Here is a 15,777-nt window from a genome sequence, read left to right on the forward strand (position 1 = left end):
GGATGACAGTTGTCATGCCGGGCGCGGGCCCGCGGCCTCCGGCACTTCCTGCGGGGGCGACCAGGGCCGTCCGTCCATGAGGTTGCCGAGGCCGGCCCAGGCGAAGTTCATGAGCGTCGCCGCCGCCTGTCGCGCGGTGACGCCGGGGGTCGCGTTGGCCCAGGCGGCGAGGGACTCGGCGGCCCCGACCAGTGCCTCGGCGAGACCGGCGACCTCGCGCTCGGGCAGGTCGGGGTTGCGGTGGGCCTCCCTGGCCGCGACCACGATCAGCTCCGTGACGAAGGCGACGATCTCCTCGCGCATCGCCGTCACCTCGGCCGCGAACGGCTCGCGCGTGCGCGCCTGGAGGTGCAGCACCGCCCAGCCGTCCGGGTTCTGGCCGGTGTGCGCGAAGAACGCCCGCAGACCCTCCCAGAGTTGGCGGTCGGCGGGGAGCCCCGGGCGCACGCCGCCGCGCACCGCCTCGACGAGCGCCTTGGCCTCCCGCCGGATGCAGGCGGTGAACAGGTCTTCCTTGGAGTTCAGGTACAGGTAGACCAACGGCTTGGACACGCCCGCCAGTTCGGCGATCTCGTCCATCGACGCGGCCATGTATCCGCGCTGCCCGAAGGTCCGCACGGCGGCGTCCAGCATCTGCTGTTCCCGAACCGCCCGCGGCATCCGCTTGGTCTTCACCGCACCCATGGGGCACAGACTAAATTGCGAACGGGCGGCCGTGACCCCTCGCGGGGCCACGAGGGCGTCGAGCTACGATGCCTGCGGGGCCTGGCCCTGGGCGCGGGCGGCGTCGTCGGCGTCGTCCTCCTGGGACGCGTTCGCCTCGAGATTGGCCTTCATCCGGTCGACGCGCGCGACGACGTTCGCGGAGGCCCGGTCCCGCTCCTTGCGCAGCACCACGAAGCTGATCGGGGCCGAGAGCACCAGGGCGAGCAGGACCATCCACATGCCGTTGGAGGCGCCGAAGCCACGCGGGACGATGCCGGTGTAGACGAGGCCCCAGACGACCACGAAGCAGCCCGCGAAGACCCCGAGGCGCATCAGCGTGTAGCGGAGCATCTCAATCCACTCTTCCGTCAACGGTACGAACATTCCCAAAGGGCATCGTCCAGTGAAGCACGTCGGGGTCCCGATCTTGCAGGCGGGGCCTCAGCCGAGCGGCAGCAGCATGATGATGTCGTCGCGGTCGTCGCCGGGCGCCACGCGGATCGCGCCGGGGACGCGGCCGACCTCCTTGTAGCCGCAGGAGCCGTAGAACCGCTCCAGGCCGAGGCCGCCGCGGCAGGTGAGCCGGATCGCCTCGATGCCGTCGAGACCGCGGGCCGCGCCCTCGGCGGCGGCGAGCAGGTCGCGGCCGTAGCCCTTGCCCTGGTGGCGGGGGTGCACCATCACCGTGTAGAGCCACAGCCAGTGCGCCATCAGCCGGTGCGCGTTGTGGGTGAGGAAGGCCGTAGCGGCGACCCGCCCGTCCTCGTCGTGCCCGACCAGCAGCCGGGTGCGGCCCTCCGCCATCGCGACCAGGTGCTTGACCAGCTCCGGCCGGACCACCTCCGCGGTCACCGGTGGCACGAAGCCGACGGAGCCGCCCGCGTTGGACACGTCCGTCCACAGGTCGAGGATGCCGTCGCGCAGGTCGGGGGTAACAGCGGGATCGAGAGCGAAGGTAAGGGACACCCGAGCATCGTAGCCCTTACACCAGGACGCGCGCCGCTACTTTCAGATCGGACAGGAGCCCGCCGTAGGCCGACTCACGACGGGTGAACCGTGGGCACCAGACGCTCGCCCACCCCGCTCAGGAACGAAGGGCTCTGCGGTACAGCCGCCTTCGGGCGCCTTCACTGTCATGCGGCGACGCGTACCCTCTGGGGGCGCGGGGAACTGCGCGACAAGCCCCCACAGACCCGCACCCGCCGCACAACCGATTCACACCCGCATCGGCTGCGGCGCTTCCCGCCGAGCCGGGTCCGGACCGTCGTACTCCCGAATGATCTCGTACCGAGTGTTCCGCTCCACCGGCCGGAAGCCGGCATCCCGGATCAGATCCAGCAGATCCTCACGCGTCAACTTGTTCGGCGTGCCGTAGTTGTCCGCGTCGTGCGTGATCTTGTACTCGACGACCGAGCCGTCCATGTCGTCCGCACCGTGCTGCAACGCCAGCTGCGCGGTCTGCACGCCGTGCATGACCCAGAACACCTTCACGTGCGGCACGTTGTCGAACAGCAGCCGTGAGACGGCGAACGTCTTCAGCGCCTCCGCGCCCGTGGCCATCTGCGTCCGCGCCTGCAGCCGGTTGCGGATCTTGCCGTCCTTCATGTCCACGAAGTCGTGCTGGTAGCGCAGCGGGATGAAGACCTGGAAGCCGCCGGTCTCGTCCTGCAGCTCACGCAGGCGCAGCACGTGGTCCACGCGGTGGCGCGGCTCCTCGATGTGGCCGTAGAGCATGGTGCACGGGGTCTTCAGACCCTTCTCGTGCGCGAGCCGGTGGATGCGGGACCAGTCCTCCCAGTGGGTGCGGTGGTCCACGATGTGCTGCCGGACCTCCCAGTCGAAGATCTCCGCGCCGCCACCGGTCAGGGACTCCAGACCGGCGTCGATCAGCTCGTCCAGGATCTCGCTCGCGCTCAGCCCGGAGATCGTCTCGAAGTGGTGGATCTCCGTGGCCGTGAAGGCCTTCAGCGACACGTTCGGCAGCGCGGCCTTCAGCTCCCGCAGCGAGCGCGGGTAGTAGCGCCACGGCAGGTTCGGGTGCAGCCCGTTGACGATGTGCAACTCGGTGAGGTTGTCGCTCTCCATCGCCTTGGCGAGCTTGACGGCCTCCTCGATGCGCATCGTGTACGCGTCCTTCTCGCCCGGCTTGCGCTGGAACGAGCAGTAGGCGCACGACGCGGTGCACACGTTCGTCATGTTGAGGTGACGGTTGACGTTGAAGTGGACGACGTCGCCGTTCTTGCGCGTGCGCACCTCGTGGGCGAGGCCGCCCAGCCACGCCAGGTCGTCCGACTCGTACAGCGCGATGCCGTCCTCGCGGGTCAGCCGCTCACCGGTCCTGACCTTCTGCTCCAGCTCGCGCTTGAGCCCGACGTCCATGGCAAACACCTTTCTACGACAGCCCGACCAACGGTATCCCTAGACCTCTTCGGGCAGCTCTCCGACCCGGTTCTCCCACTTGGTGGAGAGCACGATGGTGGTACGGGTCCGGGACACGCCCTTCGTCCCGGACAGCCGCCGGATGATCTTCTCCAGGCCGTCCACGTCGGTCGCCCGCACCTTGAGCATGTAGGAGTCGTCGCCCGCGATGAACCAGCAGTCCTCGATCTCGGAGAGGTCCTTCAGCCGCCGGGCCACGTCCTCGTGGTCGGCCGCGTCGGACAGCGAGATGCCGATCAGCGCGATGACGCCGAGGCCGAGCGAGGCGGCGTCGACGGTGGCGCGGTAGCCGGTGATGACCCCGGCCGCCTCCAGCCGGTTGATGCGGTCGGTGACGCTGGGCCCCGACAGACCGACGAGGCGTCCCAGCTCCGCGTAGGAGGCCCGGCCGTTCTCCCTCAGGGCCTGGATGAGCTGCCTGTCCACCGCGTCCATGCGATTCGATGCCTTCCGCTGAAGAGTTCCCGAAGTGATGAGAGGTGCCGAGCCGCCGCGGCCCGCCCCTACCGGTCGGCGTTCGCGCCGCCCAGTTCGCCGTTCCAGCGCCGGTACAGCCGGTGTGCCACGCCCGCCGCGTCCAGCACCCGCCCGGCGACGAAGTCCACCAGGTCCTGGATGTGGGTAGCGCCCGCGTAGAAGCCGGGCGAGGCCGGCACCACGCTGGCGCCCGCGTCGTCGAGCGCGACGAGGTGCCGCAGCGTCTGGCCGTTCAAGGGGGTCTCCCGTACGGCCACGACCAGCGGACGGCGCTCCTTGAGGGTGACGCTCGCCGCCCGCTGCAGCAGGTCCTTGGACAGCCCGAGCGCGACACCGGCCACGCAGGCGGTCGAGGCGGGCACGATCAGCATGCCCTTGTTCGGGTACGACCCCGAGGACGGGCCCGCGCCCAGGTCCCCGGCGGGCCAGTACCGCACCCCGCCGATGTCCGGCGTGAAGACGCCCGGCTTTCCGTCGGCGCCCCGGCTGAGCCATTCCCGCAGGTCGTCGCGCCAGTGCGCGTCCCTGAAGGAGATGCCCGTCTCGTCCAGCAGGGTGAGCCGCGAGGCCCGGCTGACGACCAGGTCCACGCTTTCGCCGGCGTCGAGAAGTGCGCGCAGCACCGACGCGGCATAAGGCGTGCCCGAAGCGCCGGACACCCCTACGATCCAAGGCGTACGCGGCGTCTCTCCTGGCTTGACTGGGTTCACGACACCGAGCCTAGCTGGCGTCGCGGGGTGGGAACCGGCCGAGGGGGCCGGACCGTTCTTCACAATGACGGGCGGACGAGTGGGGGATGCCATGTCGGGTTCGGAGCTGGACTGGTCGCGCCGGGACCGGGTGAGGGCCGCGGCCAAGCTGATGGTCGGCTGGGTGGCGCTGTTGTGGCTGCTGGAAGTGGTCGACGTCGTCAGCGGACACGCGCTCGACGGGCTCGGCATCATGCCCCGCCGGGCCTCCGAGCTGGTCGACGTCGTCCCGGCCGCGTTCATCCACTTCGGCTTCGCCCATGTGGCCGCCAACAGCGTGCCGCTGCTGGTCATGGGCTTCCTCGCGGCGCTGGGCGGCCTGCGCCGGTTCGCGGCCCTGTGCCTCGTCATCATCGTGGCCGACGGTCTGGGTGTGTGGCTCGTCGCCCCGGCGCACACCAACACCGCGGGCGCCTCCGGTCTGATCTTCGGCCTCTTCGGCTTCCTGCTGGTCAGCGGCTTCGTGGAGCGCCGCCCGCTGGGTGTCGTGGTCGGTCTGCTGGTGGGTGCCGTCTGGGGCACCTCGATCCTGTTGGGCCTGTCGCCGCTGCAGACGGGCGTCAGCTGGCAGGCCCACCTGATCGGCCTGGCGACCGGGGTGGCGACGGCGTTCTGGTTCCGCCGCCGCCCGTCCCCGGCTCCCGCGATACGGGCCTGAGGGCGGGCTCGCGGACCGCACTCAGACGGTCAGGCCCCGCACCAGCAGGTCGAGCAGCGCGCACACGAACAGGGCGATGCCGATGAAGCCGTTGACGCTGAAGAACGCCCTGTTCAGGCGGGACAGGTCGTGCGGGCGCACGATGGAGTGCTCATAGACGAAGGCGCTCGCGACGATCATCAGGCCCACCCAGTAGAAGCCGCCCGCGCCCGTCACCGCGCCGTACCACACGAGCAGGGCCGTGGTCAGCGCGTGGCACACCCGCGCGCCCCGGATGGCCGCGGGGATGCCGAAGCGAGCCGGGACCGACATCACGCCGATCTCCCGGTCGGTCTCGACGTCCTGGCAGGCGTAGATCAGGTCGAAGCCGCCGATCCAGATGCCGACGGCGAGGCCGAGGATCACCGCGTGCCAGTTCCACTCGCCGCTGATCGCGAGCCAGCCGCCGATCGGGCCCATGGCCTGGGCGAGACCCAGGATGGCCTGCGGGAAGTTCGTGAACCGCTTGCCGTAGGGGTAGACGACCATGGGGACGACCGCCACCGGCGCCAGCGCGAGGCAGAGCGGGTTGAGGAGGGCCGCCGAGCCCAGGAAGACCACGACCGCGATCAGCGCGCCGGTCCAGGCGTGCTTCACCGACATCGCGCCCGTGACCAGCTCGCGCTGGGCCGTGCGCGGGTTGCGGGCGTCGATCTCGCGGTCGATGATCCGGTTCACGGCCATCGCGAAGGTGCGCAGACCCACCATGCAGACGGTGACCAGGAGCAGCCGGCCCCAGTGGATGTTCCGGTCCCACTCGAACATCGCGGTCAGCGCGGCGATGTACGCGAAGGGCAGGGCGAAGACCGAGTGCTCGATCATCACCAGCCGCAGGAACGCCTTGGTCCGTCCTGGCTGCGGGATCGCGGCGGAGGCGCTGCTCACAGGCCGTACTCCTTCCAGCGGCGGTCGACCTTCGCCGCCGTCTCGGGGTCGGACAGGACCATCTCGGGCCAGCCGCCGTCCCGGGTGTAGCCCTCCTCGGGCCACTTCCGGGTCGCGTCGATGCCCGCCTTGCCGCCCCAGAACTGCTGGTAGGAGGCGTGGTCGAGGTGATCGACCGGTCCCTCGACGACGGTGAGGTCACGGGAGTAGTCGGTGTTGCCCAGGGCCCGCCAGGCGACCTCGTGCAGGTCGTGGACGTCGCAGTCGGAGTCGACGACCACGATCAGCTTGGTCAGGGACATCATGTGGGCCCCCCACACCGCGTGCATCACCTTCTGGGCGTGCTTCGGGTACTTCTTGTCGATCGAGACGATCGCGCAGTTGTGGAAGCCGCCGGCCTCGGGCAGGTGGTAGTCCACGATGTCCGGCACGATGATCTTCAGCAGCGGGAGGAAGAACCGTTCCGTGGCGCGCCCCAGCGGCCCGTCCTCCGTCGGGGGGCGGCCCACGACGATCGACTGGAGCAGCGGACGCTTCCGCATCGTCACGCAGTCGATCTTCAGGGCGGGGAAGGGTTCCTGCGGCGTGTAGAAGCCCGTGTGGTCGCCGAAGGGGCCTTCGGGGAGCATCTCGCCAGGCTCCAGCCAGCCCTCCAGGACGACCTCCGCCTGCGCCGGCACCTGCAACGGCACGGTCTTGCAGTCGACCATCTCGATCCGCTTGCCGGCGACGAACCCGGCGAACATGTACTCGTCGATGTCGCCGGGCAGCGGGGCGGTGGAGGCGTACGTCACGGCCGGCGGGCACCCGAAGGCGATCGCGACCGGCAGCCGCTCGCCCCGCCGCGCCGCCACCTGGTAGTGGTTGCGGCTGTCCTTGTGGATCTGCCAGTGCATGCCGATGGTGCGCCGGTCGTGGCGCTGGAGGCGGTACAGGCCGAGGTTGCGGATGCCGGACTCGGGGTCCTTGGTGTGGGTCAGACCGAGGTTGAAGAAGGAGCCGCCGTCCTGCGGCCAGGTGAACAGCGCCGGCAGCCGGTCGAGGTCGACGTCGTCCCCGGTCAGGACGACCTCCTGCACCGGCGCGTTGTCGGACTTGACCTTCTTCGGCGGTACGTGGGTCATCGCGCCGAGCTTGCCGAAGGCCTCGCGGACGCCGACGAACCCGTGCGGCAGCTCGGGCCGCAGCAGTCCGCCGATCCTGTCGGAGATCTCCGCGTACGACTTCAGGCCGAGCGCCTTCAGCAGCCGCCGGTCGGTGCCGAAGACGTTCATCGCGAGGGGCATGTCGGAGCCCTTCACGTTCTCGAAGAGCAGCGCCGGGCCGCCCGACTTCTGCACCCGGTCGACGATCTCCCCGACCTCCAGGTACGGGTCGACCTCGGCCTTGACGCGCTTGAGGTCGCCCTCGCGTTCCAGTGCCCGGAGCAGGGAGCGAAGATCGTCGTAAGCCATGCGTCCCAGTATCGGCCACCCGCTACCCTGACCCCGTCACCGGGGCCGTGCAGCGCCCGTCACCGTCTTCTGGGGGATCGCACCACCATGTTCAGGTATCTGCCGTTCCTGCTGGTCCTGGCGCTGTGGATCTACGCCTTCATCGACTGCCTGAACACTCCCGAGGAGCAGGTGCGGGGGCTGCCCAAGGTGGTCTGGGTCATCATCATCCTGCTGTTCGGCGAGGTGCTGGTGGGACCGATCGCCTGGCTGGTCGCCGGCAAGCACCGGGTCGCGCCCGCCGGGGGCTCCACGCCCTCCGAGTGGCACCGCAGCACGGCGGCGCAGTGGGTGGCGCCGGACGACAACCCCGAGTTCCTGAAGTCCCTCAAGGAGGAGAACAAGAAGGACGAGGCGCTGCTGAAGGACTGGGAGGCGGACCTGCGGCGCCGCGAGGAGGAACTGCGGCGGCGCGAGCGGGGCGAGGAGCCCAAGGGGGACTGACCCCGGCATACAGGATGTACGTCGGCGGGCTCTGCGATGCGGACATCGCGCCCCTGTGCCGGGACCGGCCGGAACCGGACACTTGGCTCGCATGACGACAGCTCCCGCCGACTCCGCCGGCACCCTCGCCCCCGCGTACGGTGACAAGGTCATCGCCGTCGAGACGGCGGGCTCCGAGCCCATCCCCGACGCCGAACGCCACGGCTCCCCACTGCAGTTGCTGTGGACGTGGGCCTCCCCGAACATCGAGTTCGCGACCGTCTACATCGGCGTGATCTCGGTCCTCTTCTTCGGCCTGAGCTTCTGGGCGGCCGCCGCCGCCATCGTCCTCGGCACCGCGGTCGGCGCGGTCACGCAGGGCGTGCTCTCCCTGGACGGCCCGCGCTTCGGGGTGCCGCAGATGGTGATCGGCCGGTTCTCCTTCGGCTACTTCGGCAACATCCTGCCGTCCGCGGCCAACGGCCTGATCGCGGGCGTCGGCTGGTTCGCGGTGAACAGCGTGAGCGCGGCCTTCGCCCTGAACACGCTGACCGGCCTGCGGCCGCTGCCCTCCCTGCTCCTCGTGGTCGTCGCCGAGATCCTCATCGGCTTCATCGGCCACAACTTCGTGCACACCTTCGAGAAGTACGCCTTCCCGGCCCTCGCGGTGATCTTCCTGCTGGCGGGGGTGTGGACCTTCAAGGACGCGAACCTCGGCGGGGGCGGCTCGGGCGGCGGCGTCGGCGGCTTCCTGCTCGCGTTCAGCGCGGCCTGGGGCTACGCGGCCGGTTGGAACCCGTACGCCACGGACTACTCGCGCTACCTGCCCCGGACGGCGAACAGGCTGAGGACGGTGGTCTACCCGGCCGTCGGCCTGTTCGTGTCCGTCACCCTGGTCGCGGTCGTCGGCGCGGCCTCGGCGACCATTCTGGCCCCGAAGGACGCCACCCCCACGGCCGCCTTCACCGGCCATCTCCCGGGCTGGCTGGGCGATCTGGTCCTGCTGGCCATCATCCTCGGCGGCATTTCCGCCAACGCCCTCAACATCTACTCGGGGGCGATCTCCATCGCCTCCTTCGGCCTCAGGCTGCCCGCGTGGCTGAGCCGCGGCGTGCTGGTCGTGGTCTCCGGGATCGCCGGTACGGCGGCGGCGTGGGCCTCGCTGTCGGACGCGGGGTCGGCGTACGAGGCGTTCCTGCTGATCATCGCGTACTGGGTGGCGCCGTGGCTCGGGGTGGTGCTGGTGGAGCGGTGGCGAGGGTCCCGCACGGCGACGGACGAGGAGCTGTCGGCCCGGCTGTCCGACCGCTCCTTCACCAACTGGCCCGGAATCGCCGCCCTGTTGATCGGCGTCGCGGTGTCCGTCCCGCTCTTCTCCAACCAGGAGGACTACGTCGGCTACGTGCCGAAGCACTGGCCGTCGTTCGGCGACATCACGCCCCTGGTCGGCTTCGCGGTGAGCGCGCTGCTGTACACGGCCCTCAGGCGGCCGGCCCGGACGGCCCCCTGAGCGTCACCCCGCACCACCCGGTGCGCGCAGGACGCCGCCAGCAGCTCGCCCAGCAGGTCGGGGTCGTCGATCTCCAGGCCGAGCAGCGACTCGATGCGCTCCAGCCGCTGGTAGAGCGACTGGCGGCCGATGTGCAGCAGGGCCGCCGTGCGGGTGGGGGAACAGCCATTGCGCAGGTGCACCTCCAACGTCCGTACCAGGTCGCTGGGATGGGCCGCCTCCCAGGCCAGCAGGGGGCCGAGGGTGTGCTCGACGAGCCGGGTGAGCCGGTCGCGGTTGGTGTCGACGCCGCCCCGGGTCAGCTCCCGTTCCAGGGCGAGGGCGCGGGCGGAGGTCACCAACGGGCCGTCGGCGACGGTGGGTTCGGCGGCCGGCACGGTCAGCGCAAGCTCCAGCGTCGTACGGGCCGCGCGCAGTGTGTCGCTCCAGCGCAGCCAGCCCCCGCCCGCGCCGACGGCGTGTCCGACGGCGACGGTCAGCCCCGCCTCGGCGGCGGTACGGAAGGCCTCCTGGACGGCCCGCACGGGGTCGCCGACGACCTTGGCGGGCAGCGCGAGCAGGGCCAGCACGTCGCCCGGGAACGCGGCCCGCAGCACCCCCGCCCCACCCAGCAGGCGTACCGCCCGGTCCACGGCCGTCACCTCGCGCGTGCCGTGCACCGAGACGCCCACCAGCCGCGCCCCAGGCCCCGGGTGGAACCCGGCGAGGGCCGAGCGGGCCTCCACCTCGGGCTGGTTCAGGGCCGCCCGGTCGGCGAGGTCGGCCAGCAGGGCCGCCGTGTGGTCGTCGCCCCAGGGCCGTACGACGGTGCGGCCCGACAGACCGCGCGCCACGATCGCCCGGTTGGCCGCCTCCGTGATCCGTACGAAGGGCACGACCCGGTGCAGGGCCAGCAGCGGCAGTCCGAGGCGGCGGGCCTCGTCGACGACCTCGGCCGGCATGTGCGGCAGGGAGCGGCCGACCTCCACCGCCAGCCCCGCCGCACCGCGCGCGGCCAGCTCCCGGACGTACCGGCGGCGGACCTGATCGCCGGCGTCGGTCAGCCCGAAGCCGTTGGTCAGCAGCAGTTCGCCGCCGTCGAGGAAGTTGGCGCCCTCGTAGACCTCGCTGATGGGGGTCCCCCCGCTTCGAGCGAAGCCGAGAAGGAGGGGGAGCACCCAGCGGACGGGGCGGTCCAAGGCCGCGTGCCCGGCGAGGAGTTCGGGTTCGGCGGCCCGTACGGGGTCGAGGTCCAGCACTTCGCGGAGGGTGAGGGCGGCCACGGGCACCTCCTGGGCGTGGACAGTTCGTCCGGCGGCGGGTTGCCGGGAGAGTACTTTCCGCACGTTGCCCCGGTGTTTCGGCCACAGCAGAGTGGAACCCATGGATCTGGATCAGGCACAGGCACGCACCTGGCTCGCCACCGCCGTCGAGGAGGCCCGCGCCGGGCTCGCCGAGGGCGGCATCCCGATCGGCGCCGCGCTCTACGGCGCCGACGGCACGCTCCTGGGCCGCGGCCACAACCGGCGCGTCCAGGACGGCGACCCCTCGACGCACGCGGAGACGGCGGCGTTCCGGAATGCGGGTCGGCAGCGGTCGTACCGCGGCACGACGATGGTGACCACCCTCTCGCCCTGCTGGTACTGCTCCGGTCTGGTCCGCCAGTTCGGCATCTCGCGGGTGGTCGTCGGCGAGGCCAGGACCTTTAACGGCGGGCACGACTGGCTCGCCGAGCACGGCGTGGAGATCGTCCTGCTGGACGATCCCGAGTGCGCCGCCATGATGAGCGACTTCGTCAGGAACCATCCGGCACTGTGGAACGAGGACATCGGTGAGTGATCCGCGCATTCCCACCATCGACCTGCGGCCGTGGCTCGACGGTGACGCGGACGCCCGCGCCGCCATCGCCCGTACCGTCGACGAGGCCCTGCAGACCGCCGGGTTCCTGCTGGTCACCGGCCACGGAGTGGCACCGGGCCTGCGGTCCGCGATCAGGGAGGCGGCCCGGCACTTCTTCCGGCTGCCCGTCGGGGCCAAGCAGCCCTACGAGGCGAAGGTCGGCGGCCGCGGCTGGCTCGGGCCGGGCGCCGAGGCCAACGGCTACTCGGAGGGCACCGAGACCCCGCCGGATCTGAAGGAGTCGCTGACCTTCGCGACCCACGAGCCCTTCGAGGACCCGGTGGTGAACGCCGAGTGGTACGCGCCCAACGTCTGGCCGGCCGAGGTGCCGGAGCTGCGGACGCTGTGCGAGGAGTACCTCGAGGAGATGGCCGGGCTGGAGAAGCGGCTGCTGTCCCTGCTCGGCGAGGCCCTCGGCCTCGAACCGGACTTCTTCTCCCGGCACATGGGCCACCCCACCTACGGGTTCAACATCAACTGGTACCCCGGCGTCGAGGTCGTCGGCGAGCCGCGGCCGGGCCAGTTCCGCATCGGCCCGCACACCGACTTCGGGACGGTCACCATCCTGGACCGGCAGGCCGGCAAGGGCGGTCTGCAGGTCTGGACGGACGACGGCGGCTGGGAGGACGCGCCCTACGACCCGGACGCCTTCACCATCAACATCGGGGACCTGATGGCCCGCTGGACCGGCGACCGGTGGCGTTCGGGCCGGCACCGGGTCCTGCCGCCGCCCGCGGACGCGCCGGCCGAGGAGCTGATGTCCCTCGTCTACTTCGGCGAGTGCACCCCGGGCACGCGCGTCGAGTCCGTGCCGGCGCCGGTGGGACGGGTGGCCTACGAGCCGGTCGACTCGCATGTGTACCTCCGGGAGAAGCTGGACTCCATCACGGTCGGCTGACCAGCTTCTCCCCCCAGCCGCTACACGCCCGCGTAGGAGTGCTTGCCGGAGACGAAGATGTTCACCCCGTAGTAGTTGAACAGCCAGCAGCCGAAGGCGATCAGGGCCAGGTAGGCGGCCTTGCGGCCCTTCCAGCCGGCCGTGGCGCGGGCGTGCAGGTAGCAGGCGTAGGCGACCCAGGTGATGAACGCCCAGGTCTCCTTGGGGTCCCAGCCCCAGTAGCGGCCCCAGGCCGACTCGGCCCAGATGGCGCCCGCGATGATCGTGAACGTCCACAGCGGGAAGACGGCCGCGTTCAGGCGGTAGGAGAACTTGTCCAGGGACGAGGAGGCGGGCAGGCGCTCCAGGAACGAGGTGGCGAAGCGGCCGGGCGTGCCGCCGTTCTCCAGCTTGGTCTCGTAGGAGTCCTTGAAGAGGTACAGCAGCGTGCCGGCCGCGCCGACGTAGAAGACCGCGCCGCACAGGATGGCCGTGGAGACGTGGATGTACAGCCAGTACGAGTGCAGGGCGGGGACCAGCTGGTCGCTGGCGGTGTACAGGACCGTGACGGCGATGCCGAGGTCCAGCAGGACCGTGGTGATCAGGAACAGGCCGAGCCAGCGCACGTTCTTCCTCAGCGCCAGCAGCGTGAGGTACACGGCGACCGCGACGGTGGAGAAGGTGATGTTGAACTCGTACATGTTGCCCCACGGCGCCCGCTCCACCGAGGCCGCGCGGGCGATCACGCCGGTGAGGTGGATCAGGAAGGCGAGCACGGTGAGCGAGATGGCGATGCGCCCGTAGAGGTCGCCCTGTGCGTCCCCGCCGTGCGCGCCGGGCCCGTCGGGCACGTCCCGCGACCCGGCGGAGGACCGTACGACGACCTTGGGCCGCTCCAGTACGGCGGTCCCGCCGGCCTTGTTGACGGTGACGGCCGGGGCGCCCTTGGCCTTCTGGGTGCCGTTCGTGAGCGCGCTGGCCGTGCGGGCCACCTTGCTGCGGCTGCCGAAGAGCCATTCGGCGATGTAGGCGAAGAAGGCCAGGGTGTAGACGGCCATCGCGGAGTAGATCAGCGTGTTGCTGATGTTCGCGAGGTGTTCGTTGGTCGCGGTGGCCAACTCGGTTCCGGCGGAGAGAATCACTTCTTCTCAGCCCCTTCGGCAGGTACGACGCTCGGGTCGGGGGTGGTGGTGTCGTCTGGGTCGGTGGAGCCCTCGTCCGGTTCGGGCGCGCCCGGCGCCCGGTCGTAGAGGGTTTCGGCGAGGTCGGCGAGTTCCTCGGGGACCTTGGCGGACTCGCTGCGGCCGAGGCCGGCCATCTCGACGACCGTCACGCCGTCGGGTCCGGTCACCGCGCGCACCCAGACGCGGCGGCGCTGGATGAACAGGGAGCCGGCGAGACCGAAGATGGCGACGAGGGAGCCGGCGAGGGCCCAGCCGGTGCCGGGCTGCTGGACGATCTGGAAGTTCGCCCACTCCTTGGTGCCCTCGTAGGTGATGGAGCCGGCGCCGTCGGGCAGCCGCATGGTCTGGCCGGGCTTCAGGTTGTCCCTGAGCTGGGCGCCCTTGGCGTCCTTGTAGGCCTTCACATGGGACTTGTCGAGCTGGTACACGCTCTGCGGGATACCGGAGTCGACACCGAGGTCGCCGTGGTACGGGGCCAGGTTGAGCACCGGGTTGAGCAGCCCCGGGAAGGTGGAGGCCGTCTCGTTGCCCTTGGTGTACGTCGGCAGCAGGAAGGCGGAGATGCCGATCTGCTCGCTGACGCCCTTGGCGTTCCTGTAGCCGTCGAGGACCTTGACCACGCCGGTGGAGGTGACGTTGGAGTCGAGCGGGAGGAGGGGCACGGCGTCGCGGTAGACGACGTTGCCCTTGCCGTCGCGGACGGTGATGAGGGGGGCGTAGCCGTGGGCGGTGAGGTAGACCTTGGCGTCGCCGATCTCCAGCGGCTCGTTGACCTTGACGAGGTCCTTCCGGTCCTTGCCGTAGGCGCCCTCGCTGTAGGTGAGGGCCGCCTGGTAGGTGCGCGCGGTGCCCCGGTTGGGGCCGCTGGTCTCGTAGGTGCCGGTGAACTTGTCCAGGTTGAAGCTGAACGGCACCAGGTCGTCGGCGGTAAAGAGGCTGCCGGACTTGAAGTCGTCGTACTGGGTCATCGTGTTGGAGAAGCCGTCGCCCTCGACGACCAGCTTGTTGCCCTCGGACTTGAACAGCTGGCCCCAGGCGAAGGCGATCAGCATCACGATGAGCGCGATGTGGAAGGCGAGGTTGCCGGTCTCGCGCAGATAGCCCTTCTCGGCGGCGACGGCGTCCCCGGCGACGTGCGCGCGGAAGCGGCGCTTCTTCAGCAGGGCGAGCGCCGCCTCACGGACCTGCTCCGGCTCGGCCTCGGTGCGCCAGGTGGTGTAGGCGGGCAGCCGGGTCAGCCGCTTGGGGGCGCCCGGCGGGCGGCCGCGCAGCTGGCCGACGAACTGCCAGGTGCGGGGGACGATGCAGCCGATGAGGGAGACGAACAGCAGGATGTAGATCGCGGAGAACCACACCGAGCTGTAGACGTGGAAGAGGCCGAGCTTGTCGTAGATCGGCGCGAGCGTCGTGTGCGTCCTGCGGAAGGTGTCGACCTTCGTGACGTCGATCCCGGACTGCGGGATGAGCGAGCCGGGGATCGCGCCGAGGGAGAGCAGCAGAAGCAGCAGCAGGGCGACCCGCATCGAGGTCAGCTGCCGCCAGAACCAGCGGACCCAGCCGACGACGCCCAGGGAGGGCAGGTTGGGCGGCTCCTCGGTGGGGGCGGTGGACAGCTGGGAGCCGGCCGCGCCGAGGTCGTCGTCGGCCCGCTCGGGAGGCGTACCGGTTTCGGTCTTGCTCATCGATCAGATCCCCACGGTGAAGCCGGCGGACCAGGACTGCATGTCCTGTACGAGGGTGTCCCAGACGCCGGTGACGAGCAGCAGACCGGTCACGATCATCATCGTGCCGCCGATCCGCATCACCCAGACATAGTGGCGCTTGACCCAGCCGAAGGCGCCGAGCGCCTTGCGGAAGGCGACGGCGGCGAGCACGAAGGGCACGCCGAGGCCGAGGCAGTAGGCGACGGTGAGGATGGCCCCGCGGCCGGCGCTGGCCTGGTTGTAGGAGAGCGCGATCACGGAGGTCAGGGTGGGGCCGATGCAGGGCGTCCAGCCGATGCCGAACAGCGCGCCGAGGATCGGGGCGCCGACGAGGCCGGTCACGGGCCGCTTGTGGAAGCGGAACTCACGCTGGGTCATCCAGGGCATCAGGCCCATGTAGAAGACACCCATGAGGATCATGAGCGCGCCGAGCACCTTCGACAGGACGCCCTTGTTGTCCTGGAGGGTGTTGCCGAAGTAGCCGAAGAGGGCACCGCTGGAGACGAAGACGGCGGTGAACCCGAGGACGAACAGGGAGGCGCCGGCGACCATCCGTCCCCGCCGGGCGTCGGCCAGGTCGCTGCCGGTGACCCCGGTGACGTAGGACAGATAACCCGGTACGAGGGGCAGGACGCACGGGGAGAAGAAGGAGACGAGACCGCCGAGCAGCGCGATGGGCAGGGCGATCAGCAGGGCGCCCGTCATCACCGTCTGGTTCGGGTCCGTCGCGGCGGCGAGCGTGGTGACTGAGGTCACG

The 15,777-nt window shown here is 70.5% G+C and carries 17 protein-coding genes; 5 read left to right on the plus strand and 12 right to left on the minus strand.

Annotated features, from left to right (window positions below):
• Positions 1-12: 12 nt before the first annotated feature.
• From ACQF4J_RS20645 to ACQF4J_RS20670, 6 genes are all read right to left on the minus strand, one after another.
• The gene (locus ACQF4J_RS20645; protein WP_351580235.1) at positions 13-684 is read right to left on the minus strand and encodes a TetR/AcrR family transcriptional regulator; all 672 of its coding nucleotides are present in this window, start codon (positions 682-684) and stop codon (positions 13-15) included.
• A gap of 63 nt (positions 685-747) precedes the next feature.
• Positions 748-1,056 (minus strand): DUF4229 domain-containing protein, encoded by a 309-nt coding sequence (locus ACQF4J_RS20650; RefSeq protein WP_351580232.1) that lies wholly within the window; start codon positions 1,054-1,056, stop codon positions 748-750.
• Between the two features lie 90 nt (positions 1,057-1,146).
• Positions 1,147-1,671, minus strand: a complete 525-nt coding sequence (locus tag ACQF4J_RS20655; RefSeq protein ID WP_351580229.1) for a GNAT family N-acetyltransferase — start codon at positions 1,669-1,671, stop codon at positions 1,147-1,149.
• A 249-nt stretch (positions 1,672-1,920) separates the two neighbouring features.
• Positions 1,921-3,084 (minus strand): aminofutalosine synthase MqnE, encoded by a 1,164-nt coding sequence (gene mqnE / locus ACQF4J_RS20660; RefSeq protein WP_351580226.1) that lies wholly within the window; start codon positions 3,082-3,084, stop codon positions 1,921-1,923.
• 39 nt (positions 3,085-3,123) lie between these two features.
• Positions 3,124-3,579, minus strand: a complete 456-nt coding sequence (locus ACQF4J_RS20665; protein ID WP_058923898.1) for an Lrp/AsnC family transcriptional regulator — start codon at positions 3,577-3,579, stop codon at positions 3,124-3,126.
• A gap of 68 nt (positions 3,580-3,647) precedes the next feature.
• A complete protein-coding gene (locus tag ACQF4J_RS20670; RefSeq protein WP_351580223.1) occupies positions 3,648-4,331 on the minus strand; it encodes a UbiX family flavin prenyltransferase in 684 nt (227 codons plus the stop codon).
• Between the two features lie 91 nt (positions 4,332-4,422).
• Here ACQF4J_RS20670 and ACQF4J_RS20675 point away from each other — a divergent pair, with 91 nt between their 5' ends.
• Entirely contained in the window at positions 4,423-5,028 is a 606-nt protein-coding gene (locus ACQF4J_RS20675) for a rhomboid family intramembrane serine protease (RefSeq protein ID WP_351580220.1), read from the plus strand.
• Between the two features lie 21 nt (positions 5,029-5,049).
• On the opposite strand, the gene mqnP is transcribed toward ACQF4J_RS20675, so the two are convergent.
• Positions 5,050-5,952 carry a menaquinone biosynthesis prenyltransferase MqnP gene (gene mqnP, locus ACQF4J_RS20680; RefSeq protein WP_351580217.1) on the minus strand — a complete coding sequence of 301 codons (903 nt, stop codon included), beginning with the start codon at positions 5,950-5,952 and terminating at the stop codon, positions 5,050-5,052.
• A complete protein-coding gene (locus ACQF4J_RS20685) occupies positions 5,949-7,406 on the minus strand; it encodes a menaquinone biosynthesis decarboxylase (RefSeq protein ID WP_351580214.1) in 1,458 nt (485 codons plus the stop codon). The genes mqnP and ACQF4J_RS20685 overlap by 4 nt, the downstream gene beginning before the upstream one ends.
• A gap of 87 nt (positions 7,407-7,493) precedes the next feature.
• Between ACQF4J_RS20685 and ACQF4J_RS20690 the strand changes: the two genes are divergently transcribed.
• Together ACQF4J_RS20690 and ACQF4J_RS20695 are read left to right on the plus strand one after the other, a co-directional pair.
• The gene (locus ACQF4J_RS20690; RefSeq protein ID WP_427166449.1) at positions 7,494-7,889 is read left to right on the plus strand and encodes a PLD nuclease N-terminal domain-containing protein; all 396 of its coding nucleotides are present in this window, start codon (positions 7,494-7,496) and stop codon (positions 7,887-7,889) included.
• Between the two features lie 91 nt (positions 7,890-7,980).
• Entirely contained in the window at positions 7,981-9,378 is a 1,398-nt protein-coding gene (locus ACQF4J_RS20695) for a purine-cytosine permease family protein (protein WP_351580208.1), read from the plus strand.
• On the opposite strand, the gene ACQF4J_RS20700 is transcribed toward ACQF4J_RS20695, so the two are convergent.
• A complete protein-coding gene (locus tag ACQF4J_RS20700) occupies positions 9,267-10,640 on the minus strand; it encodes a PucR family transcriptional regulator (RefSeq protein ID WP_351802432.1) in 1,374 nt (457 codons plus the stop codon). The genes ACQF4J_RS20695 and ACQF4J_RS20700 overlap by 112 nt on opposite strands.
• A 100-nt stretch (positions 10,641-10,740) precedes the next feature.
• Between ACQF4J_RS20700 and ACQF4J_RS20705 the strand changes: the two genes are divergently transcribed.
• The gene (locus ACQF4J_RS20705; RefSeq protein ID WP_351802434.1) at positions 10,741-11,196 is read left to right on the plus strand and encodes a nucleoside deaminase; all 456 of its coding nucleotides are present in this window, start codon (positions 10,741-10,743) and stop codon (positions 11,194-11,196) included.
• A complete protein-coding gene (locus tag ACQF4J_RS20710; RefSeq protein WP_427166452.1) occupies positions 11,189-12,154 on the plus strand; it encodes an isopenicillin N synthase family dioxygenase in 966 nt (321 codons plus the stop codon). The genes ACQF4J_RS20705 and ACQF4J_RS20710 overlap by 8 nt, the downstream gene beginning before the upstream one ends.
• Positions 12,155-12,174: 20 nt before the next feature.
• Here the strand turns inward: ACQF4J_RS20710 and ccsB are convergent, their stop codons facing one another.
• From ccsB to ACQF4J_RS20725, 3 genes are read right to left on the minus strand one after another with little or no spacing between them, the layout of a single operon-like run.
• Positions 12,175-13,275 (minus strand): c-type cytochrome biogenesis protein CcsB, encoded by a 1,101-nt coding sequence (ccsB, locus tag ACQF4J_RS20715; RefSeq protein ID WP_351580195.1) that lies wholly within the window; start codon positions 13,273-13,275, stop codon positions 12,175-12,177.
• Positions 13,272-14,999: a cytochrome c biogenesis protein ResB gene (gene resB / locus ACQF4J_RS20720; protein WP_351580190.1), complete on the minus strand. Its 1,728-nt coding sequence runs from the start codon at positions 14,997-14,999 to the stop codon at positions 13,272-13,274. Before resB ends, ccsB begins: the two co-directional genes overlap by 4 nt.
• A gap of 3 nt (positions 15,000-15,002) precedes the next feature.
• Entirely contained in the window at positions 15,003-15,776 is a 774-nt protein-coding gene (locus ACQF4J_RS20725) for a cytochrome c biogenesis CcdA family protein (protein ID WP_351580187.1), read from the minus strand.
• Between the last annotated feature and the right edge of the window lies 1 nt (position 15,777).

The organism is Streptomyces sp. C1-1, assembly GCF_050214755.1.
Lineage (GTDB): Bacteria > Actinomycetota > Actinomycetes > Streptomycetales > Streptomycetaceae > Streptomyces.